The organism is Ornithinimicrobium jinqii, assembly GCF_045032595.1.
In the GTDB taxonomy this organism is placed as follows: domain Bacteria; phylum Actinomycetota; class Actinomycetes; order Actinomycetales; family Dermatophilaceae; genus Ornithinicoccus.
Genome location: NZ_JBJFZS010000004.1, coordinates 141729 through 163711, shown reverse-complemented (window position 1 = coordinate 163711; position 21983 = coordinate 141729). Strand labels below are relative to the sequence as shown.

Here is a 21983-nt window from a genome sequence, read left to right as displayed (position 1 = left end):
ACCCCGGCCGGGGTGGGCGCCCGCTGCGCTACCATGAAGAGACCATGACGACACGTTGCGTGCTCCTCCTTAGCCAGCCGCGCTGAACGACGCACCACCCAGCGCGGCTGACCCCTCCTGCGAGAGGGGCTTTTTTGTGCACCGACCCCGCACCCGAGCACCGGCAGACGAAGGACGACGAACCGACATGAGCGAGCGCACCCCGGAGCACCGCTACACCGCGACGCTGGCAGGGCAGATCGAGGCGAAGTGGCAGGACCGCTGGGCGGCCGAGGGCACCTTCTCCTCCGCCAACCCGTCCGGTCCGTGGGCCGAGCCCGAGGACCCCCGCCTCACCGGTGGGCACCGCTTCATCATGGACATGTTCCCCTACCCCTCCGGCACGGGACTGCACGTCGGGCACCCCCTGGGCTTCATCGCGACCGACGTGCACGCGCGCTACCAGCGCACGACCGGCAAGAACGTCCTGCACACGATGGGCTTCGACGCCTTCGGCCTGCCCGCCGAGCAGTACGCCGTGCAGACCGGCCAGCACCCGCGCACCACCACCGAGGCCAACATGGACGTCTACCGGCGCCAGCTGCGTCGGCTGGGCATGGGCCATGAGCTGCGCCGCAGCTTCGCCACCATCGACCCGGACTACTACCGCTGGACCCAGTGGATCTTCACCCAGATCCACCAGTCCTGGTATGACGTGGACGCGCCGGCACGGGTGGGGGCCGGCACCGGTCGCGCCCGGCCGATCAGCGAGCTGGTCGACCAGCTCGAGTCGGGGCAGCGACCCACCCCCGACGGTCGCCCCTGGGCGGAGCTGAGCGCCGTGGAGCGCGCCAGGGTGCTGGACGACTACCGCCTCGCCTACCTGTCGGCGGCCCCGGTCAACTGGTGCCCCGGGCTGGGCACCGTGCTGTCCAACGAGGAGGTCACCTCCGAGGGCAAGTCCGAGCGCGGTGACTTCCCGGTGTTCCGCCGCAACCTGTCCCAGTGGATGATGCGCATCACGTCCTACGCGGACCGGCTGGTCGACGACCTGGAGCGGCTCGACTGGCCCGAGCAGGTCAAGCTGATCCAGCGCAACTGGATCGGCCGCTCGACCGGGGCACGGGTCCGCTTCCCCGTGGCCACCACCGCCGGCGAGCCGGAGCACGTCGAGGTCTTCACCACCCGTCCCGACACCCTCTTCGGTGCCACCTTCATGGTCCTGGCCCCCGAGCACCCTCTCGTGGACCGCATCGTCCCGACCACCTGGCCCGAGAGCACCCGGGAGGCCTGGACACACGGAGCGGCGGACCCGCAGTCCGCCGTGACGGCATACCAGCGCCTGACCTCGACCAAGAGCGACATCGAGCGGCAGGCCGACGCGAAGGTCAAGTCCGGTGTCTTCACCGGGGCGTTCGCGACCAACCCGGTCAACGGGGCGCCGGTCCCGGTGTTCGTGGGGGACTACGTCCTGATGGGCTACGGCACCGGCGCGATCATGGCGGTGCCGGGGCAGGACCAGCGCGACTGGGACTTCGCCGTCGCCTACGACCTGCCGATCGTGCGCACCGTCCAGCCGACGGGGGGTCACCCCGAGGACCGGGCGTTCACGGGCGAGGGTCCGGCCGTCAACTCGGCCAACGACGAGGTCAGCCTGGACGGGCTGGACGTCGTGGCCGCCAAGGTGCGGATCATCGACTGGCTGGCCGGGCGCGGCCTGGGGGAGCCGACGATCACCTACCGGCTGCGCGACTGGCTGTTCAGCCGGCAGCGCTACTGGGGCGAGCCGTTCCCGATCGTCTGGGACGAGGACGGCGTGGCCCACAGCGTGCCGGACAGCATGCTGCCGGTCGAGCTGCCCGAGGTGCCGGACTACAGCCCGCGCACCTACGACCCGCTGGCCGCCGACAGCTCGCCGGAGGCGCCGTTGGCGCGCGCGACCGACTGGGTCGAGGTCGAGCTCGACCTGGGCGACGGTCGCGGGGTGCGCAGGTACCGCCGCGAGACCAACACCATGCCCAACTGGGCCGGGTCCTGCTGGTACCACCTGCGCTACCTGGACCCCGCCAACGACCGCGCGCTGGTCGACCCGGCGGTGGAGAACTACTGGATCGGGCCCCGACCTGCCCCGGTGGCCGGTGCTCCGGCGGGTGCGGTCGACCCCGGCGGCGTCGACCTCTACGTCGGGGGGGTGGAGCACGCGGTGCTGCACCTGCTCTACGCGCGCTTCTGGCACAAGGTGCTCTTCGACCTGGGCTACGTCAGCAGCGAGGAGCCGTTCCGCCGGTTGATCAACCAGGGCATGATCGAGGCCTGGGTCTACCGCGACGAGCGGGGCTTCCCGGTCCCGGCCGACGAGGTCGAGGAGCGGCCGGACGCCGCGGGTGGGGCGCCGACCTTCACCTGGCAGGGCGCGCCGGTGACCCAGGAGCACGGCAAGATGGGGAAGTCGCTCAAGAACGTCGTGACCCCGGACGAGATGTGCGCGCAGTACGGCGCCGACACCTTCCGCGTCTACGAGATGTCGATGGGGCCGCTGGAGCAGTACCGCCCGTGGGAGACCCGTGCGGTCGTCGGCTCCATGCGCTTCCTGCAGCGCCTGTGGCGCAACGTGATCGACGAGGAGACCGGCAGGTCCGTCGTCGTCGAGGGGGAGCTGGACGAGCAGACCGACCGTCTGGTGCACCGCACGATCCACGCGGTCCGGGCCGACTACGAGGCGCTGCGGGTCAACACGGCGGTCGCCAAGCTCATCGAGCTCAACAACCACCTGACCAAGCTGGACGCGGTCCCGCGGGCCGCGGTCGAGCCGCTGGTGCAGATGGTCGCCCCGGTCGCGCCGCACGTCGCCGAGGAGCTGTGGGAGCGGCTGGGCCGGACAGAGCCGCTGGCCTACGCGCCCTTCCCCGAGGCCGACCCGGCCAAGCTGGTCGAGGCCACCGTGACCTGTGTCGTGCAGGTGCGGGGCAAGGTCCGCGACCGCATCGAGGTCCCGGCCGACGTCACCGTCGAGGAGCTGGAGGTCCTGGCGCTGGCCAGCGAGAAGGTGCAGGCGTTCATCGACGGCGCGCCCGTCCGCAAGGTGGTCGTGCGGCCCCCGTCGCTGGTCAACGTCGTCGTCTGAGGCTGCGATGACCGTCCAGGTGCTGACCGACACCACGTCCTGCCTGCCGACCTCGCTGGTCGAGCGGGCGGGGATGACCGTCGTCCCGCTGCACGTCATGGTCACCGGGGGCGGAGGCCGGGGTGAGGTCGAGACCCGCGAGATCACCCCCGGCGAGGTCGTGGAGATCCAGCGGCGCGGCAAGGAACGGGTCTCGACCTCGCGCCCGTCACCGGGCGAGCTGGCTGCCGCCTACCGGGACCTGGCGACGCGCACGGGGTGCGCCGAGATCGTCTCCGTGCACCTGTCGTCCGGGGTCAGCGGGACCGTCGAGGCCGCCGAGCTGGCGCGCGACGAGGTCGCGGGCGAGGTGACCGTGCACGTGGTCGACTCGCGGGTGCTGGGGATGGCGATGGGGTATGCCGTGTGCGCCGCGTCCGCGGCGGCCGCGGCCGGCGCGAGCGCCGAGGACGTCGTCGCCCTCGCGCGCCGGCACGCCGACGCGAGCCGGATGTGGTTCTACGTGGACACCCTCGAGCACCTGCGCCGGGGCGGTCGGATCGGGCGTGCGGCGGCGCTGCTCGGGTCCGCGCTGGCCATCAAGCCCCTGCTGACGATCCGCGACGGCGTCGTGCACCCCGCCGAGCGGGTGCGGACCCGCGCCAAGGCGCTCGCCCGCCTCGTGGACCTGTCGGTGGAGGCCGTGGAGGCGGCGCGCGCGGACGGGCTGGAGGTGAGGGTCGCCGTGCACCAGCTCGCTGCCGAGGACGCCGCGGCCGAGCTGGCCGACGTCCTGCGCGAACGCACGGGCGTCGGCGTGGACATCACCGAGCTCGACCCCGTCGTCGGCGTCCACACCGGCCCCGGCACCCTCGGCGTCGCCGTCGCCCCCCAGGTCCCCTAACCACCGGACGCGTCCTGTTGTCGGTCCGGACGTGCGGTGCTGCCGCTCTGCTGGCCGGCATCCACACGCTGGACGGTGAGCACCAGAGTGTCCACAGGGCTTCGCGCCGCTCTTCTCCCGCGACGACAGGCGTCCCTACCTTGGCCGCATGAGTCCCCGTCAGCCCGGTCGGGCATCCACCCCGCCCGACCGGTTGGAGCAGCTGCTGAGCGGTGACGCCGAGCCCGTGCGCGGGCGGCGGCTCGAGCCGTGGGACGAGCCGGTCGGTCCGCGTGACGATGGGCTCGACGATCAGGGCGGACCGGGACGCCATCGACCCGGCTCCGTCCCGCTCTTCAGCGCGCCGGAGTCGCTTCGCTCGGTCGACCTGCGGGTCCCCGCGCACGCCGTGCGCGGGGTGCTCGTGCTGGCGGTCGTCGCCGTCCTGGTCCTCGGCGGGCGCTGGCTGTGGTCTCAGCGGCCGGTTCCGGAGACGCCGCAGGACCGGGTCGTGGTCTCGGAGGGGGCCGGGTCGACCGCCGGACCCCCCGGCACCGTCGGGAGGCCGCAACCCCCCGACGGGAGCGTCGTGGGAGCCGGTACGGGGTCGGGTGACGTGGCCGCACCCCACGCGGTCCCCGCCCTGACGGCCGAGCCACCTGCTGTCTTCGTCCACGTGACCGGGCAGGTGACGGATCCTGGCGTCGTCGAGCTGAGGGCCGGTGACCGGGTCGTGGACGCTGTCCGCGGGGCAGGGGGCTTCACCGGCGATGCCGACCAGTCCCGGCTGAACCTCGCCAGAGCTGTCGTCGACGGCGAGCAGGTGTGGGTGGGACGCCCGGGCGAGGATCCGCCGGTCCTCGTGCCGGTGGCAGGCGGCTCGGGCGGCGCGGGGACGCCCGCCGGCAGCACCCCGAGCGCCACTGACGCGCCCACCACGACCCCCCTCGACCTCAACCTGGCGGACCAGGCGCAGCTGGAGGAGCTGCCCGGCATCGGACCGGTCACTGCCGGGCGCATCCTTGCCTGGCGCGACGAGCACGGTCGTTTCTCCAGCGTCGAGGAGCTCATGGAGGTCACCGGGATCGGCGAGCGGACCTTCGCCCAGCTCGAGCCCGTCGTCAGCGTCGGGGGTTGAGGTGCAGTCCAGGTCGTCGGCACCGTCGCGGCGAGCAGACCCGCCCGCCGCCGCACATCGTCCAGCGGCGGGGTCCGATGTGGCACGGCCCGCGACGCCACCCACCGACGAGCCCCGCCTCGACGCCCGGCTGCTGCTGCCGGCGCTCCTCGCCTGGGCCGTCCTGACGCTCCTGGTCCCGCAACCGGTCTGGGTGACCGGCACCGTCGGGGGCCTCGCCCTCCTGGCCGGGGCCGGGTTGCTGGCCCGTCGCCCTGCCCACGCCGGACCGCCGTTGCTCGGCGTGACCGCCCTCGCCCTGGTCGCCACCGGGCTGGTCTGCAGCTCGGCCGCCCTCCATCTGCTCCGGGACCGGTCGGGGCCGGTCGCAGGGTGGGCGCAGGAAGGGGCCGTCGCCAGCATCACGGCGGTTGTCACCACGGAGCCACGCGTCATCTCCCGCGGCGACGAGCGCGCACCCCTGGTCGTCCTCGAGATCCGCGCACAGGAGATGACGGCGCGCGGCCGGACCGTGGGCACCGCTGCGCCCCTGGTCGTCATGGCCACGACGGCCGACGGCTGGGAGGACCTGAGGTGGCGCAGCACGATCAGGGCCGAGGGACGCCTCCGTGCGCCTGAGCCCGGTGACCGCGAGGTCGCGGTCCTCGCCCCTCGGGGCCCGCCCGAGACCGTCGCTGTCCCGGTGGGCGTCCTGGTCGGCGCGGACCACGTGCGCGACCGTTTCCGCGAGGCCGTGGGTCCGCTCCCGGCCGACCCACGAGGCCTGGTCCCCGGCCTGGTCATCGGCGACACGTCGCTGACCCCCGACGACCTCACCGAGGACATGCGGGCCACCGGCATGACGCACCTGTCGGCCGTCAGCGGCAGCAACGTCGCGCTGGTATGCGGTGCCGTGGCTGTCCTCGTCGCCCGCCTGGGGGTGCACCGCAGGTGGCGGACTCCGCTGGTACTGCTCGCGCTCGTGGGCTTTGTGCTCCTGTGCCGGCCCGAACCCTCGGTGCTGCGGGCCGGGGTGATGGGGTCGGTGGGTCTGCTGGCGCTGTCGTCCGCACGACGACGGGTCAGCCTCCCGGCGCTCGCGGCGGCCGTGCTGGGTCTGCTGTGCGTCGACCCCTGGCTGGCTCGGTCCTACGGCTTCGCCCTCTCGACGCTGGCCACCCTGGGCCTGGTCGTCTGGTCACGTCCCTGGGGGGACGCCATGGCGTCCCGGCTGCCTCGGCGGATGTCGCTGCTCGGGGACGCCGTCGCCGTGCCTCTCGCCGCCCAGGTGGCGTGCGCTCCTGTCATCGTGCTCCTGCAGGGCAGCATCACCACGGTCGCCGTCCTGGCCAACCTTCTCGCGGCGCCACTCGTGGCACCGACGACCGTCCTGGGCGTCCTGGCAGCTGTGGTCTCCCCCCTGTCCGTCCCGCTGGCGACGCTCGTGGCGTGGCTGGCTGCCCTGCCCGCCTGGCTGCTGGCGCAGGTGGCCCGTCGAGGCGCCGACCTGCCGTACGGCACCCTGGAGTGGGTCGACGGGGTGCCCGGTGCTGCCCTGCTCACCGCCCTGACGGTCCTGGCTCTGGTGACTGGCGCGTGGTGGCGCCACCAGCTGCGACGACGCCCCTGGTGCGGCTGGGCCGGCCTCGGCGCGCTCGCCGGGGTGCTCTGGCCCGGGCCCTCGCTGAGCGGCTGGCCGCCACCCGGGTGGGTGGTCGTGGGGTGCGACGTCGGTCAGGGTGACGCCTTCGTGCTCCGTGCCGGGCCGGGTGCCGCCGTCCTCGTGGACGCGGGCGAGGAGCCAGAGCCCCTTCAGCGCTGCCTCCGGGACCTGGGCGTGCAGCGGCTCGACGCCGTCGTGCTCAGCCACTTCCACAGCGACCACGTCGGCGGTCTGCCCGGCGCCCTCGACGCGGGGCCGGTGCGAACGGCCTACACCAGTCCGGTCCGTGACCCTCCCGCGGTCGCCGGCCGGACCTCGGCCGAGCTGGCCGAGGCCGGTGTCCCGGAGGTCGTGCTCGTCGAGGGTGACGTCGTCACGGTGGGGGAGGTCCGGCTGGAGGTGCTCTCACCCGGCCCGCACCCCGTCGTCGGAGGCTCTGCCGCCAACAACGGGAGCCTGGTGCTGGACGTGACCGTCGGCGAGACCCGCGTCCTCATGACGGGTGACCTGGAGCCGGAGGGCGCCCGACCCCTGCGGCAGCTGCTCAGCGGTCGGGACTACGACGTCCTGAAGGTCGCGCACCACGGGTCCGCGGCCCAGGACGACGCGCTCGTGACCGGCACCCGGGCCGAGGTCGCCCTGATCGGAGTGGGTGCGGACAACACCTTCGGCCACCCGTCCCCGAGCGCGCTCGACCTGCTGCGCGACAACGGGATGCTGGTGCTGCGCACGGACACCGACGGTGACGTGGCGGTCAGTCGCGAGGGGGCCAGCCTGGTCGTGCACCGACGAGGCACGGGCTGAGGTGGCTTGACGACGGCCGGTCCTGGCTCACGGCACCGGCGTGGCGACCGTGCTGGAGGAGGAGGCGGCGAGGTCGCGCGCGCTCTGGCAGAGCGCGTCGAGGAGGACGGCCACGGTCTGCACGCGACGCAGGTCGGGGGTGGTGACGACCTGGACGACCCGGCGCGACGGCGGCGAGACCGGACGCACGACGACGTCCGGGTGGGACACGGAGCGCAGGATCAGCTGCGGGGCGAGCGCCACGCCCAGGCCCGCGGCGACCAGGCCCAGCACCGCGACGTAGTCCTCGGTCTGGAAGGTCACGTCCGGCTCGAAGCCCGCCTGCCCGGCCAGCGTGAGCAGGTGCCCGCGGCAGCGGGGGCAGCCGGCTATCCACGTGTCGGCCGCGAGGTCCGCCAGGTCGACCTCGGCCTTGCCGGCCAACGGGTGGTCCTTGGGCAGGACCAGCATGACCTCGTCGGTGAGCACGTCGATGACCTCGAGCCCGGCGAGGTCGTCCTCGCCGCGGCCGGGGTCGGTGCCCTCGTAGGAGAAGGCGAGCGCGAGCTCCACCTCGCCGGCCCGCAGCGCGGCCAGCGACTCGGGTGGCTCTGCTTCGCTGAACTGGACGCTGATGTGCGGGTGCGTGGCGCGCAGCATCGCCAGCGCTCGGGGGACAAGGGTGGCGGACGAGGACGGGAAGGCCATCAGCCGCACGTGGCCGCTCTGCAGCCCGGCGATCGCGGCGATCTCGGTCTCCGCGCGCTCGAGGGCCCCGAGGATCTCGTTCGCGTGCCGGGCGAGGAGCCGACCGGCCTCGGTGAGCCGGACGTTGCGACCGTTGCGCTCGACCAGCACGGTGCCGGTGCGGTCCTCCAGCCGGCGCACCATCTGGGAGACCGCCGGCTGCGTGTAGCCCAGCCGGTGCGCGGCCGCCGTGAAGGTGCCCTCGTCGGCGATCGCCTTCATGACCCGAAGCCCCGCTGCATCAAGCATGCCTCCAGCATAACCCCGGCTAATGACCAGCCAGCGCGTCCGGTCGGGTGAGGTGAGCCACCCGGCACGTCCGGGCCGCCGCACCCGGCACGTCGGGTCGGGGGAGGGGCGGGACCTTGGTCCCGTCGGAGTGTGGACCTGCGCCTCTACTACTGCACGTCGTTCCTTGGCAGTCTGGTGTTGCTGGTAAGACCCCTACAGAGAGAAGGAGCTGGCTGTGATGAGCACAAGGACCCAGATGGCGACGGAGCGCGATACGGCCGTCGACCACGACCTGCACTTCCTGCCCACGGTGGGCGGATACATGCTCGGCATCATGCGGATCGCGTTCGGGTTCTACTTCCTGTGGGCGTTCGTGGACAAGCTGTTCGGGCTGGGCTACGCGACCCCGAGCGAGCGTGCCTGGGTCAACGGCGGCTCGCCCACGGCGGGTTACCTGGGTGGTGTCGAGGGTCCGTTCGCAAGCGTCTTCAACAGCATGTCTGGCCAGGTGATCTGGGACTGGCTGTTCATGGCCGGCCTGCTGGGCATCGGTGTGACGCTGGTCCTGGGCGCGGGTGCCCGGCTGGGTGCGCTGGCTGGCGTGCTGATGTACCTCTTCATGTACCTCGCCTCCCTCCCGACCGTGACGAACCCGTTCCTGGACGACCACCTGACCGGTGCGATCGTCATGCTCGTCATCGCCACGATCCCCGCGTCCTGGTCCTACCTTGGACTCGGTAACTGGTGGGCCCGTACCGCTCCGTCCTACCTGCACTGACCCGGTGATGAACGCCACGGTGCGGGCCGTGCGGCCGGTGCTGGTGGGCGTGGACGGGTCAGGACGCAACGCCTCCGCGGTCGCCTGGGCGGCCGTGGAGGCGTCGTCGTCCGACGCCCCACTGGTGCTGGTGCACGAAGCCGCAGGAGCAGGAGCAGGAGCAGGTGCAGGTCGGGCGACCGTCGAGCGGGCTGCCGCTCAGGTGGCCCGGGTCGACCCCGACCTGAAGCCCCGGATGCGGGTGATCTCGGTCGGGTCCGGGGCGGTGACCGCGCTGGTCCAGGTGGCCCGCGAGAGCTCAGGCGCCACCCCCGGTGCCGAGGAAGGCCTGGTGGTCGTGGGTCGGCGCGGTGCGGGCGGGTTCGCCCGGATGGCGCTGGGCTCGACCGCACGTCGCCTGGTGCACGACCCGGACGGTCCCGCGGTGGTGCTGGTGCCGACCGGCTGGGACCCTGCTGAGGTCCCGGCCCAGGCACCGGTCGTCGTCGACGCCTCGCCCCCGGGGCCGGACACCAGCTTCGGTGTCGAACCCCAGGCAGCGGTGCCGGCGCGAGGAGAGACCCCGACGGCCACGTCCACGGCGACCATCACGGTCACCCCACCCGCGACCGAGGACCCCCGGCGTCACGGACGTCAGCGGGCACTCGGTGCGGCGCTGGCCCGGGCGCAGCGCGACGGCCGTGGTGTGGTCGCGGTCTCGGTGTGGTCGGCACCGGCCGACCGGGCCGACGAAGGCGTCTCGATCGCCAAGGTGTGGGCCGAGGCCGCCGCCGCCGCCGAGCGCGACCTGGACACGGTGCTCGCCCCCTGGCGCACGGCATACCCGGAGGTCGACGTCGTCGCCGTGGCGACCGACCGCCACCCGGTGGCCGCCCTCCTGGACCACGCCCAGGACGCGGAGCTGCTCGTCGTCCCGCGCGGTCGGCCAGGAAGGAGCAGCCCCCGTGCCGGCCCGGCGACCCCGTCCCGTCACCTGAGCGTCGCCGGGTGTGCCGCGCGTCGTTCACCGTGCGGACACCCGGCCTCGCTGCACTGGGAGCGTGCTGCACCTCCACGGTCCTGGTCACGCCGCCGGTCCTGACCTCGCCGCCGCCCAGCTCGAGGCGGCGCGCGCCACGGCCCACCACGGACCGTCCGCCCGCGGCGAGCGGCACGGCACGGCACTGTGCCTCTCGGGCGGCGGTTTCCGGGCGGCGCACTTCCACCTCGGCGCCGTCCTGAGGCTCGACGAGCTCGGGGTGCTGGGCCGGCTGCGCACGATCAGCGCGGTCTCCGGCGGCGCGATCGTCGCCAACCTGCTGGCCCACCCCGACCTCGAGTGGCCCGACCCGCACGGTGCCCCGGGCCGCGTGGGGGGTCTGGACGAGCTGGTCGCGGAGCCGCTGCGCCGGCTCACCGGCCGCAACATGCGGACCCCGGCGATGCTCTCGCGCCTCCTCCCGGGCGGGTGGGGACGGCCCGACGCCAGCGTCCAGGTGCTTGCCGACCAGCTCGAACGCGCCGTCCCCTGGTGGGGCACCGACCTGCGCGAGCACGACCGCGGTGGTCCCGTCGTCCTCACCGGGGCGACCGAGATCGGCTACGGCGTCTCCTGGGTCTTCGCCGACGCCCGGTCGATCGGCCCGCGCGGGCGGGTCGGGGACCATCGTCTCGGGTATGCCGCACCGCCGCCGGGGCTGCGGATCGTCGACGCGGTCGCGGCCTCGTGCGCCTACCCGCCGTTCTTCGCGCCGCTGCAGCTCGACGGCACGAGCCTGGGCCTGGTCGGTGGCGTGCCTGACCTCGACGAGCCGCCGGAGCTGCGCGAGTCGATCCTGCGCAGGATCCAGCTGGCCGACGGCGGCGTCTACGACAACCTCGGGCTGGAGCTGGTCTGGTCCGACCATGCGACAGTGCTGGTCAGCGACGGCGGCGCGGTCTTCCGTGGGCGGGACGCCGGCACGACGTTCGGGCGGCTGTGGCACCTGCTCTCCGTCGCCTCCAGCGGCGGTCAGACCACCCGGCTGAGGTGGCTGCGGGCGAGCCTGTCCGCCGGGATCCTGCAGGGTGCGACGTGGTCGCTGGAGACGCCCAACACCGTCTCCACCGTGCCGGGGCACGGGCCTGCCCGTGACCTCGCCGCCGGATACCCTGCCGCGCTGGTCGCGGACATCAACCGCGTGCGCACGGACCTGGACGCCTTCACCGCCGGCGAGCAGATGGTCCTGGAGCGCCACGGGTACGTCGTCTCCGACGCCTCGCTCGCGCGCCACAGCCCCGGTGTCGTCGCCGTGGACGCACCGCTCGAGCCGCCGCACCCGCAGGTGGCGACGGAGGGCCGGGCCGCCCACGAGCTGGCCGGGTCGGCGCGGATCACCCCCCTCGGGCGACGCTGACGGCATACCTCCCGGGTGTCCGCCGGCACACCCGGGTGAGACGATGTCCGTCCGACCATGGACGTCCACCCCGCACCCCCGCCCGCCCGCGGGCCCGTCGACACCGCGCTGACCCTGCCCCCCGGGACGGGCGTCGACGAGCACCGGTATGCCGTGCTGCGCGACCTCGTCGGCGACGGAGGTCTGGTGGTGCTCACGGGGGCGGGGATGTCGACGGCGTCGGGGATCCCGGACTATCGCGGGCCGGACGGCCTGCGGCGCGTCCAGCCGATGCAGCACGCCGAGTTCGTGGGGTCGGCCGAGGCGAGGAGGCGCTACTGGGCACGGGCCTACAGCGGGTGGCGGCGCTTCGCCGCGGCGCAGCCGAACCCGGCCCACGGGGCGGTCGCCGACCTGCAGCGCGCGGGCCTGGTCGACGGGCTGATCACCCAGAACGTCGACGGGCTGCACCAGCGGGCGGGGGCGCGGGAGGTGCTGGAGCTGCACGGCAACCTGGCGCGGGTGCTGTGCCTGGACTGCGGGGAGCCCTACGCGCGCGAGCAGGTGCACGACTGGCTCGACCACGCCAACCCTGGCTTCGCGCGGGGCCTCGACGACGGGGTGCAGGTGCGGCCGGACGGCGACGTCGTGCTCCCGGACGCCGCCGTGGAGAGGTTCAGGTCGCCGCAGTGCCTGGTCTGCAACGGGGACGTGCTGAAGCCGGACGTGGTCTTCTTCGGTGGTTCGGTGGCCAAGGACGTGGTGGAGCGTGCCTACGCGATGGTCGAGGAGGCGGCGTGCCTGCTGGTCCTGGGCTCCTCGCTGCGGGTGATGAGCGGCTACCGCTTCGTGCGGAGGGCGGCACGGCTGGGGATCCCCGTGGCGGTGGTCACCCGCGGCGAGACCCGGGGGCAGGCGGAGACCACCGTGCACGTCGACAGCCTGCTCACCGACGTGCTCCCGCGGCTGGTGAGCGACCTGGACGGGGGGAGGGTCTTGGCAGGGGGCGGATGATGTGATCTGCTGCACCGAGGCCGTGCCGACGGCGTGCACAGGAGCAACCAGGAGGCGGACGTGGTCATCTCGCACGAGCAGCTCAACATGCTGTACGACGCGGAGGTCGTCGACCAGGACGGCGAGAAGGTCGGGGCGATGGGCCAGATCTACCTGGACAACGCGACCGGGGAGCCGGCGTGGATCACGGTGCGCACCGGGTGGTTCGGGGGGCGGCGGGTGTTCGTGCCGCTCACCACGGCGGAGGTGCTGGACGGGCAGATCCGCTGCGCCTACAGCATGGCGAAGATCAAGGGCGCGCCCGACATCGAGGTGGACGGCCACCTGTCGGAGGCCGACGAGCAGGACCTCGACGCCTACTACGCGGTCGACGAGGGGCCCATGCCGTCCGCGTGAGGAACAGGGGTATGGCGTGTCGCAGCGGGGAGGAGCGTGTGCGGGCGGGCGCAGCACAGCGCCGCCCCGGTCGAGGTGGGACGGCGCTGTGGGGTCGGGGGAGCGGCTCCGTCCGGTGGCAGCCGGAGCGGGCGTCGGGGGTCCCCGTGAGGGTCAGACGCGGCGCAGGACCGCGGTGACCTTGCCCAGGACGACGGCGTGGTCGCCGTCGATCGGCTCGTAGGCCGGGTTGTGCGGCATGAGCCAGACCTTGCTGTCGCGCTTCTTGTAGGTCTTGACGGTCGCTTCGTTGTCCAGCATGGCGGCGACGATGTCGCCGTTGACCGCGGTCGGCTGGCGGCGCACGACCACCCAGTCGCCGTCGCAGATCGCCGCGTCGATCATCGAGTCGCCGACGACCTTGAGCAGGAAGAGCTCGCCGTCGCCGACGATCTGGCGGGGGAGCGGGAAGACGTCCTCGATCGCCTCCTCGGCCAGGATCGGACCGCCGGCGGCGATGCGGCCGACGACGGGCACATACGTGGCCTGGGGGCGAGAGTCGCCGATGCCGGTCTCGTCGTAGACGTCGCCCGTGGCTGGACGGCCGTCGGCGGAGGTGGGTGCGCGGTCGCTGGCGGCCGGGGAGCTCGTGGACCGGCGGTAGCCCTGGCCCTCCTCGCCCGGGACGACGACCTCGATGGCGCGTGGCCGGTGGGGGTCGCGGCGCAGGTAGCCCTTGCGCTCGAGCATCTTCAGCTGGTGCGCGACCGAGCTCGGTGAGGTGAGCCCCACCGCGTCACCGATCTCGCGCAGGCTCGGTGGGTAGCCCCGCGCGTCCACCGAGTCGCGGATCACGTCGAGCACGCGCCGCTGCCGGTTGGTGAGCTCAGCCCCGCCGTCGCGGTCGGGCATCTCGTGGATCGTGGCCATCTCGTCCCCGTCTCTCTGCCTGCCAGGTCCTGGCCGTCAGGCCAGGTCAGAGGGTCTGTCAGTGGTCGGTGTTTCAGTACCTGACATGCACACAGCCTACGAGCCGAGCAGCCGTCAAGCAAACATCTGTTCGACCGGCGTGTCGACAAAATCGTACGTCCGTGCTATCAATAGGACAGACGTGCTATCGCACATGCGTACACGGACCCTGAGGAGGACCACCATGAGCACAGCCACCGTTTTCTCCCCCCTCGCCGTCGGAGCCGGGGCCGCGGGCACGGTCGTCGGTCGTCGTGACCACCTCCGCCTCGTCGTCGCCGACGAGCGCCGTGCGCAGCCGGTGCCCCTGCACATCACGCGGCGCGGACGCCTGGCGTTGACCGGCACGGTCGCGCTCGTGCTCGTCCTGGCGTTCGCCTCCCTGCTCAGCGCGCTGGGACCGGCGGGCGCAAGCTCGGCGGTCGTGGTCGAGCCGGGCATGACGCTCACGCAGCTGGCGACCGAGCACCTTCCCGAGATGCCGCTCAGCCAGGCCGTCACCGACATCCAGCGAGCCAACAAGCTGAGCACGACCGACATCGCCGTCGGTCAGGAGCTCGTGATCCCGGGCCGCTGACGCAGACGGGTCACCCGGCGTGCACGGCCTCCCAGACCACGGCCAGCTGGTCGGTGGGCATGAAGTAGCCGGACAGGTGCGGGTCGAACATCAGCCCCGCGATGTCGGCCGTGCGGTAGTCGTCGGCCGAGCGCACGACCTCGTCCGGGGGCAGGGCGATGGCGCGCAGGTCCTCGGCGGCACCGATCATGCCGTGCTGGACCGCGAAGTGGCGGGCCCGCTCGGCGTTGGTGAAGGTCAGCAGCATCATCTGGTCGTCGATCGACGCGGCCGCCGGCGACTCCATCCCCTCGTCGCCCACCGCGACGAACCACCAGTGCTCCAGGCCCATCGTCGCCCGCCACAGCGCGGTCATGCCGGCGCGGTCGTCCGGGCCCTCGACCCGCGCGGCGAGCAGGTCGGTCTCGGTCTCCGACGGGGGGAGGAGGTCCGAGATGTCCGTGGCGGGTCCGGTCCCGGTCGTCCCCTCGACCGCTGTCGTGCCGTCGTCCTCGGGCTGGGCCCGAGCCTCGGTCCCGGGACGCCTGCCCTCGTAGATCGACTCCCCGTCGCTGCGGTCGGGGTCGTCCTGGAACGGCAGGCCGGTGGGATCAGTCATGGTGCTATCGGACCACACCGGGGAGGGGGGACCCAACTGTCCTGCGGACGGCGGCAGGGGCTGTGGGTGCGGGCGGCTACCGTCGGGGGATGACATTGAGCACCGAGCCGCCGACCACCGACCGTGCCACCGGTGCGGCCACGGCACTTCCGGGGGGCAGCGCGGAGGTCGCCCTCGGCGCTCTCCGACGGCTGGTCGGGCGCGAGGACGCCGAGTTCCGCGACGGCCAGCTCGAGGCGGTGCTCGAGCTCGTCGAGGACCGGGCACGGGTGCTGGTGGTGCAGCGGACGGGATGGGGCAAGTCGGCGGTCTACTTCGTCGCGACGGCCCTGCGACGGGCGCAGGGTGCTGGCCCGACCATCATCGTCTCGCCGCTGCTCGCCCTGATGCGCGACCAGATCGCGGCGGCGGCGAGGGCAGGGGTGCGGGCCGTGACCATGAACTCCGCCAACGCCACCGAGTGGGACGACGTGCGCGGCGCCCTCGCCCGGGACGAGGTCGACGTGCTGCTCGTCAGCCCCGAGCGGCTCAACAACCCTCGGTTCCGCGAGGAGCAGCTGCCCGACCTGGCGCGCCGCTGCGGACTGCTGGTCGTGGACGAGGCGCACTGCATCAGCGACTGGGGCCACGACTTCCGCCCCGACTACCGGCGGATCCGGACGCTGCTCGACGTCCTGCCCGAGGGCACGCCGGTGCTGGCCACGACCGCCACGGCCAACGAGCGGGTGGTCGCCGACGTCGTCGAGCAGCTGGGCGTGGGCGGGGCCCACGTACGCACGATCCGTGGTCCGCTGGCACGGGCCTCCCTGCGCCTGGGGGTGCTGCCCCGGCTGACGCCCGAGCAGCGGTTGGGCTGGATCGTCGCGCACCTGGGGGACCTGCCGGGCAGCGGCATCGTCTACTGCCTGACCGTCGCGGCCGCCGAGGACGTCGCCGTGGCGCTGCGCGCGGCGGGGCACGAGGTGGCCGCCTACACCGGACGCACGGACCCCGACGAGCGCGAGCGGCTGGAGGGAGCGCTGCGCCGCAACCAGGTCAAGGCGCTGGTGGCCACGAGCGCGCTCGGGATGGGGTTCGACAAGCCCGACCTGGGGTTCGTCGTGCACCTCGGCGCGCCGAGCTCGCCGGTCGCCTACTACCAGCAGGTCGGTCGTGCGGGGCGCGCGACCGAACGGGCCGACGTGCTGCTGCTGCCGGGCTCGGAGGACCGGGACATCTGGTCCTACTTCGCGACCGTCTCGATGCCGCGGCAGGACCAGGCCGACGCGGTGCTCGGCGCGTTGTCCGCGGCGCAGCGTCCGCTGTCGACCCCGGTGCTGGAGACCATGGTCGACGTGCGACGGACCCGTCTGGAGCTGCTCCTGAAGGTGCTCGACGTCGACGGCGCCGTGGAGAAGGTGCAGGGAGGCTGGATCGGGACCGGCGAGCCCTGGGTCTACGACCGGGAGCGCTACCAGCGGGTGGCGGACGCGCGGGTCCGCGAGGCGGAGCTGATGGTGGCCTACCAGGGCACGGACGGGTGCCGGATGGCCTTCCTGCAGGAGTGCCTGGACGACTCGACCGCCAGTCCCTGCGGCCGGTGCGACAGCTGTGCCGGCGCCTGGTACCCGACGGAGATCCCGGACGCGGCCGTCGGGGCTGCCAGGGAGCAGCTCGGCGGTGTCGGGGTGCCGCTGGACCCGCGAGCGCAGTGGCCCACCGGTATGCCGCGCCTCGGCGTGGAGCAGAAGGGCAAGATCGCGTCGGAGGAGCAGGCGGAGCCAGGGCGGGCGCTGGCACGGCTGTCGGACCTCGGCTGGGGGCAGCGGCTGCGGGCCGTGCTCCGCGAGGGGGCGTCCCGCGTCGGGGACCCCGACGACCCGGAGCAGGAGCTGGTCGCCGGGCAGCCGGTCCCGGCAGAGGTCATGCGCGCGGTGGTGCAGGTGCTGGCGGGCTGGGACTGGCGCGAGCGCCCGGTCGGGGTCGTCGCGATGCCGTCGCGGCGGCGTCCGGCGGTGACCGGTTCGCTGGCGGCGCAGGTCAGCGAGATCGGGCGGCTTCCGCTGCTCGGCACCCTGGACTACGTGGACGGGGGACCGGTGGGCGGGCCGGGTGGCAACAGCGCCTTCCGGCTGGCCAACGTGTGGGGTCGGATCGCCGCGGGACCGCAGCTGCGGGAGACCCTGGCCTCGACGCGGGGTCCAGTGCTGCTGGTCGACGACCTCGTCGACTCGCGGTGGACGATCACCGTGGCAGCGCGCGAGCTGCGGCTCGCTGGTGCCGATGCCGTGCTGCCGCTGGTCCTCGCGGTCGAGGGCTGAGGCTCAGAGATCCAGCGCGGCCGGGGCGGACCGCGCGCGTACGGCATACCTCGGGGGTGTGGGGTGTTGCCGCCCACGTGCCCCCTCACCCCGAGACCTCCTCCCGCCGCGTCCCCCTGTCCGTGCTCGACCTCGCTCCGCGCTCCGCCGGGATGACGCCGCGGCAGGCGCTGGAGGAGTCGACGCTGCTGGCGCAGGAGGTCGACGAGCTGGGCTACGCGCGGTTCTGGATGGCCGAGCACCACGGGTCGGACACCTTCATGTCGTCCGCGACGGCCCTGCTGCTGGGCCACATGGCGCAGCACACCTCGCGCATCCGGCTCGGTTCGGGCGGGGTCATGCTGCCGAACCACTCGCCGCTGATGGTGGCGGAGTACTACGGGACGCTTGCCACGCTCTACGGCGACCGCTTCGACCTGGGGCTGGGGCGGGCGCCCGGAACGGACCCGATGACGGCGGCGGCGCTGGCGCGGAGCAGCGGGCAGCTCAACGAGTTCGCCAGCGAGGTGCTCGCGCTGCAGACCTACCTCGGTGAGCCGCAGCCCGGGGCGAAGGTCCGCGCGATCCCCGGCGAGGGCACGCACGTTCCGCTGTGGATGCTCGGCTCCTCCACCGGTGGGGCGCAGGTGGCCGGGGCGCTGGGGCTGCCGTTCTCCTTCGCGTCGCACTTCGCGCCGGACCAGCTGCGGGAGGCGCTGATGGTCTACCGCGACCGGTTCCGCGCCGACGGCGCGACCGCGCAGGTGGAGCGGCCGACGACGATGGCCGGGATCAACGTGCTGGTGGCGCCGAGCCAGGAGGAGGCCGAGCACCTCTTCACCACCGCGCAGCTGATGGCGATCCGGATCCGCAGCGGTCAGCCGGCCCCCCTGGACCCGCCGGTCGACGACCTCGCCAGCGCGGTCCCCGCCCAGCTGATCGGGCTGGCGCAGGCGCACCAGGCCGTTCAGGCCGTGGGCGACCCGGCGTCGGTGGTCGCCAAGCTCGAGGCGTTCGCGGCGGAGCACGAGCTGGACGAGCTGATCGTCACGACCTACACGTTCGACCCTGAGCTGCGGCGCCGGTCCTACCGGATGCTCGCGGAGGCGTGGGGGATGCCGGCGGCCTGACCGGTACCCCGGGGCCTCCGGTGCGGCATCCCGGGGCGCCCGGTGCGGCAACCCCACGCGTCCGGTGCGGCAACCCGGGGCGCCCGGTGGGGAGTGGGCGTCAGCGGCGGATGGGGACGGGGCCGGTGGGGTCGTCGAGGCCGTCGGGCCAGCTGTGGGGGACGACGCCGACGCCGGGGGCCAGGGCGAGCGGGTCGTCCGGGTCGCGGTTGGTGGGGCTGGTGGTCACCTTGGGCGCGACCGGCGCGGCGTCCCGGGTGGGGCCCTGGCCGTCCAGCGGGACCAGCACCCCCGAGGAGTCCGCGGTGACCAGCTCGCCGCGCACGGACACCACCACCGGCTCGCCCTCCTCGACCGTCAGGGTCAGGGCGCTCTGCGCCAGGCGCACGCGCAGCCGGGAGCCGTGCCAGCGCATCCGCCAGGTGATCGCCGTCCACTCCTGCGGCAGCCGCGGGTCGATGGTCAGGACCCCGCCGTGGTCGCGCATGCCGCCGAACCCGCCGACGAGCGCGCTCCACACGCCCCCCGCCGAGGCCACGTGCACGCCGTCGGTCGTGTTGCCGTGCCGGTCGGCGAGGTCGACGAAGCACCCGTCGTAGAAGTAGCGCAGCGCGAGGTCGCGGTGCCCCACTTCCGCGGCGATGATCGACTGCACCACGGCCGACAGCGTCGAGTCGCCGGTCGTGATCGGGTCGTAGTAGTCGAAGTCGGCGATCTTCTCGGCGGTGCTGAACTGGTCGCCGGCCAGGTAGAGCGCCAGCACGACGTCGGCCTGCTTGAGCACCTGGAAGCGGTAGATCACCAGCGGGTGGTAGTGCAGCAGCAGGGGTCGCCGGTCGGCCGGGGTGGCGTCGAGGTCCCACACCTCCCGCTCCAGGAAGTGGCTGTCCTGCGGGTGCACGCCCACCGTCTCGTCGTAGGGGATGTGCATGTGGTCCGCGGCCCGCGTCCACGCCCCGAGCTCCTCGTCCTGCAGCCCCAGCCGACGGGCTGCCCGCGCGAAGTGCTCCGGGTCGTCCTCGCGCAGCATCTCCACCGCCTCGACTGCCGCCCGCAGGTTGAGCTGGGCCATGACGTTGGTGAAGAGGTTGTCGTTGACGACCGTCATGTACTCGTCCGGCCCGGTCACGCCGTGGATGTGGAAGGACTTGTCGCCGTTGACCTGCCAGAACCCCAGGTCGACCCACAGCCGTGCCGTCTCCACGAGGAGGTCGACGCCCTGGCTGAGCAGGAACTGCCGGTCGCCGGTGGCCCGCAGGTACTTCATCAGGGCGTAGGCGATGTCGGCGTTGATGTGGTACTGCGCCGTGCCGGCGGCGAAGTAGGCCGACGCCTCGTGCCCGTTGATGGTGCGCCAGGGGAAGAGCGCGCCGCACTGCGCCATCTCGGCGGCCCTGCGGCGGGCGTGCTCGAGCATGCCGTGCCGGAACCGCAGCGCGTTGCGCGCCGCCTGCGGGTGGGTGAAGACGAGGAACGGGATCACGTAGCACTCGGTGTCCCAGAAGTAGTGGCCGCCGTAGCCGGACCCGGTCAACCCCTTGGCGGGTATGCCGTGGCTGCCGGCCCGCAGGGTCGCCTGCCCGAGCTGGAACAGGTTCCACCGGACGGCCTGCTGCAGGTGCGGCTGATCCTCGACCTCGACGTCGGACTCGGCCCAGAACCGCTTCCAGACCTCGGCGTGGTCCCGCTGCAGCACGGGCACCCCCGCGCTCACGGCCCGGTCCAGCGTGCGCTGGCAGCGGTCGGCCAGCTCACGCGGGGGCACGCCCCGCGAGCTGTGCACGGCGACCAGCTTGTCCAGGCGCACCGGGTGGCCGCGGCGCGCGTCGATCCGGTAGACGTGCTTGGCAAGGTCGGGCCCGACGGTGGCCCGCTCGGTGAACGTGTTCTCGGTCTCGATCCGGTGGTCGGCCATCATCGCGATCGTCATGGCGGAGTTGTGGCAGCGGTAGCCCAGCAGCAGCCGCTGGTCGCGCACCTCGTGGAGCACCGGGTCGAGCACCCGCTCCTCGAACTCCTCAGCCTGGCGCGGGTCGACGCCCTCGCCCATGGCGGCGGACGTCACGTGGTACTCGTCCGAGCCGTCCTGGCGGTTGAGGATCTGGCTGGAGATGACCAGCGCCGCGTCGCCGTCGAGCATCTCGACCTCGAAGGTCATCACCGCGAGGTGCCGCTCGGCCACGCTGGCCAGGCGGCTGCTCGTGATCCGGACCCGCTTGCCGGCGCTGGTGCGCCAGATGAGCTCACGCCGCAGCTGCCCGTCGCGGAAGTCGACGGACCGCTCGTAGGCCTCCAGGTCGGCCACCGAGAGCAGCAGCGGCTCGTCGTCGCAGTAGAGCTTGATCGTCTTGGGGTCGGGGACGTTGACGATCGTCTGCCCCACGCGCGCCAGGCCGTAGGCCTCCTCGGCGTGCCGGATCGGCCAGGTCTCGTGGAAGCCGTTGACGAAGGTGCCGTGCGCGTGCGTGTCCCGACCCTCCTCGACGTTGCCGCGCAGGCCGAGGTAGCCGTTGCTCACCGAGAAGAGGGTCTCGGTCGCGCCCATGTCTTTTGTCTCGTAGGCGTTCTCGACCAGTCGCCAGTCGTCGAGCGGGAACCGCGTGCGGTCGAGCGGGTCGATCGGTGGGGGCGGGCGGTGCCAGGAGTCGTGCTGCACTCAGACCAGCTCCGCCAGGTCGGTCACGACCACGTCCGCACCGTTGCCCAGCAGCACGTCCGCCCCGACTCCGCGGTCGACCCCGATGACGGTGTGGAAGCCGCCCGCCGCGCCCGCGCGGACCCCGGAGACGGCGTCCTCGACCACCACGCACCGGGACGGGTCCACGCCGAGCCGCTGCGCGGCATACCGGAAGGTGTCGGGCTCCGGCTTGCCCGCGATGCCCCGCTCCGCCGCGACCGCGCCGTCGACGACCACCGGGAAGCGGTCGGCGAGGCCGGCGGTCCGCAGCACCTCCGGGGCGTTCTTGGACGAGGAGACGACGGCCATCGCGGTGCCGCGACCCTCGAGGAGCTCGACGAGGGCGAGGGAGCCGGGGTAGGCCGTGATGCCCTCCGCGGCGAGGACCTCGTTGAACAGCGCGTTCTTGCGGTTGCCGAGCCCGCAGACGGTGCGGGCGTCGGGTGCGTCGGAGGGGTCGCCCTGCGGCAGCTCGATCGCCCGCGAGGCCAGGAAGTCGGCGACGCCCTCGTAGCGCGGCTTGCCGTCGACGTGGTCGAAGTAGTCCTGCTCGGTGTAGGGCTCGTGCGGCCCGTCGAGGGAGTCGAGGAACCGGCTGAACATCACCTCCCAGGCACGCATGTGGACCTCGGCGGTGGGCGTGAGCACCCCGTCGAGGTCGAAGAGGACGGCGTCGACCGGGTCCCAGTTCACGCCCTGCAGCGTAGGGGAGTTTGCTGGGGAGGA

At 73.2% G+C, this 21983-nt stretch carries 17 protein-coding genes; 12 read left to right on the top strand and 5 right to left on the bottom strand.

The genetic code is table 11. The features are described 5' to 3' along the window. Window positions 1–187: 187 nt before the first annotated feature. From leuS to ACI3ET_RS02015, 4 genes are all read left to right on the top strand, one after another. Window positions 188–3103, top strand: a complete 2916-nt coding sequence (gene leuS / locus ACI3ET_RS02030) for a leucine--tRNA ligase (protein ID WP_405031281.1) — start codon at window positions 188–190, stop codon at window positions 3101–3103. A gap of 7 nt (window positions 3104–3110) precedes the next feature. After that, complete coding sequence (locus ACI3ET_RS02025; protein WP_405031280.1) at window positions 3111–3986, top strand: DegV family protein; 876 nt, start codon at window positions 3111–3113, stop codon at window positions 3984–3986. A gap of 148 nt (window positions 3987–4134) precedes the next feature. After that, the gene (locus ACI3ET_RS02020; protein WP_405031279.1) at window positions 4135–5103 is read left to right on the top strand and encodes a ComEA family DNA-binding protein; all 969 of its coding nucleotides are present in this window, start codon (window positions 4135–4137) and stop codon (window positions 5101–5103) included. Window positions 5104–5182: 79 nt separating this feature from the next. Next, window positions 5183–7549, top strand: coding sequence for a DNA internalization-related competence protein ComEC/Rec2 (locus ACI3ET_RS02015; RefSeq protein WP_405031278.1), 2367 nt, complete (start codon window positions 5183–5185; stop codon window positions 7547–7549). 27 nt (window positions 7550–7576) lie between these two features. Here ACI3ET_RS02015 and ACI3ET_RS02010 read toward each other — a convergent pair whose 3' ends face one another. Next, on the bottom strand, window positions 7577–8524 hold the full coding sequence (locus ACI3ET_RS02010) for a LysR family transcriptional regulator (protein ID WP_405031277.1): 948 nt from the start codon (window positions 8522–8524) through the stop codon (window positions 7577–7579). A gap of 220 nt (window positions 8525–8744) precedes the next feature. Here ACI3ET_RS02010 and ACI3ET_RS02005 point away from each other — a divergent pair, with 220 nt between their 5' ends. From ACI3ET_RS02005 to ACI3ET_RS01985, 5 genes are read left to right on the top strand one after another with little or no spacing between them, the layout of a single operon-like run. Further along, window positions 8745–9284 (top strand): hypothetical protein, encoded by a 540-nt coding sequence (locus ACI3ET_RS02005; protein ID WP_405031276.1) that lies wholly within the window; start codon window positions 8745–8747, stop codon window positions 9282–9284. Window positions 9285–9291: 7 nt separating this feature from the next. Further along, a complete protein-coding gene (locus tag ACI3ET_RS02000) occupies window positions 9292–10365 on the top strand; it encodes a universal stress protein (protein WP_405031285.1) in 1074 nt (357 codons plus the stop codon). Then, on the top strand, window positions 10325–11659 hold the full coding sequence (locus tag ACI3ET_RS01995) for a patatin-like phospholipase family protein (RefSeq protein ID WP_405031275.1): 1335 nt from the start codon (window positions 10325–10327) through the stop codon (window positions 11657–11659). Before ACI3ET_RS02000 ends, ACI3ET_RS01995 begins: the two co-directional genes overlap by 41 nt. Window positions 11660–11716: 57 nt before the next feature. Continuing rightward, entirely contained in the window at window positions 11717–12652 is a 936-nt protein-coding gene (locus tag ACI3ET_RS01990; protein ID WP_405031274.1) for a Sir2 family NAD-dependent protein deacetylase, read from the top strand. 60 nt (window positions 12653–12712) lie between these two features. Continuing rightward, a complete protein-coding gene (locus ACI3ET_RS01985; RefSeq protein WP_405031273.1) occupies window positions 12713–13048 on the top strand; it encodes a PRC-barrel domain-containing protein in 336 nt (111 codons plus the stop codon). 153 nt (window positions 13049–13201) lie between these two features. Here the strand turns inward: ACI3ET_RS01985 and lexA are convergent, their stop codons facing one another. Next, window positions 13202–13957 carry a transcriptional repressor LexA gene (lexA, locus tag ACI3ET_RS01980; protein ID WP_405031272.1) on the bottom strand — a complete coding sequence of 252 codons (756 nt, stop codon included), beginning with the start codon at window positions 13955–13957 and terminating at the stop codon, window positions 13202–13204. 223 nt (window positions 13958–14180) lie between these two features. On the opposite strand from lexA, the gene ACI3ET_RS01975 reads away from it, so the two are divergent. Further along, window positions 14181–14573: a LysM peptidoglycan-binding domain-containing protein gene (locus tag ACI3ET_RS01975; protein ID WP_405031271.1), complete on the top strand. Its 393-nt coding sequence runs from the start codon at window positions 14181–14183 to the stop codon at window positions 14571–14573. Window positions 14574–14583: 10 nt separating this feature from the next. On the opposite strand, the gene ACI3ET_RS01970 is transcribed toward ACI3ET_RS01975, so the two are convergent. Beyond that, entirely contained in the window at window positions 14584–15171 is a 588-nt protein-coding gene (locus ACI3ET_RS01970) for a hypothetical protein (protein WP_405031270.1), read from the bottom strand. Window positions 15172–15260: 89 nt separating this feature from the next. Between ACI3ET_RS01970 and ACI3ET_RS01965 the strand changes: the two genes are divergently transcribed. Next, a complete protein-coding gene (locus ACI3ET_RS01965; RefSeq protein WP_405031269.1) occupies window positions 15261–17471 on the top strand; it encodes a RecQ family ATP-dependent DNA helicase in 2211 nt (736 codons plus the stop codon). A 77-nt stretch (window positions 17472–17548) separates the two neighbouring features. Beyond that, entirely contained in the window at window positions 17549–18580 is a 1032-nt protein-coding gene (locus ACI3ET_RS01960; protein ID WP_405031268.1) for an LLM class flavin-dependent oxidoreductase, read from the top strand. Between the two features lie 100 nt (window positions 18581–18680). On the opposite strand, the gene ACI3ET_RS01955 is transcribed toward ACI3ET_RS01960, so the two are convergent. After that, complete coding sequence (locus ACI3ET_RS01955) at window positions 18681–21236, bottom strand: glycoside hydrolase family 65 protein (RefSeq protein WP_405031267.1); 2556 nt, start codon at window positions 21234–21236, stop codon at window positions 18681–18683. Further along, window positions 21237–21950 (bottom strand): HAD family hydrolase, encoded by a 714-nt coding sequence (locus ACI3ET_RS01950; RefSeq protein WP_405031266.1) that lies wholly within the window; start codon window positions 21948–21950, stop codon window positions 21237–21239. Window positions 21951–21983 lie beyond the last annotated feature (33 nt).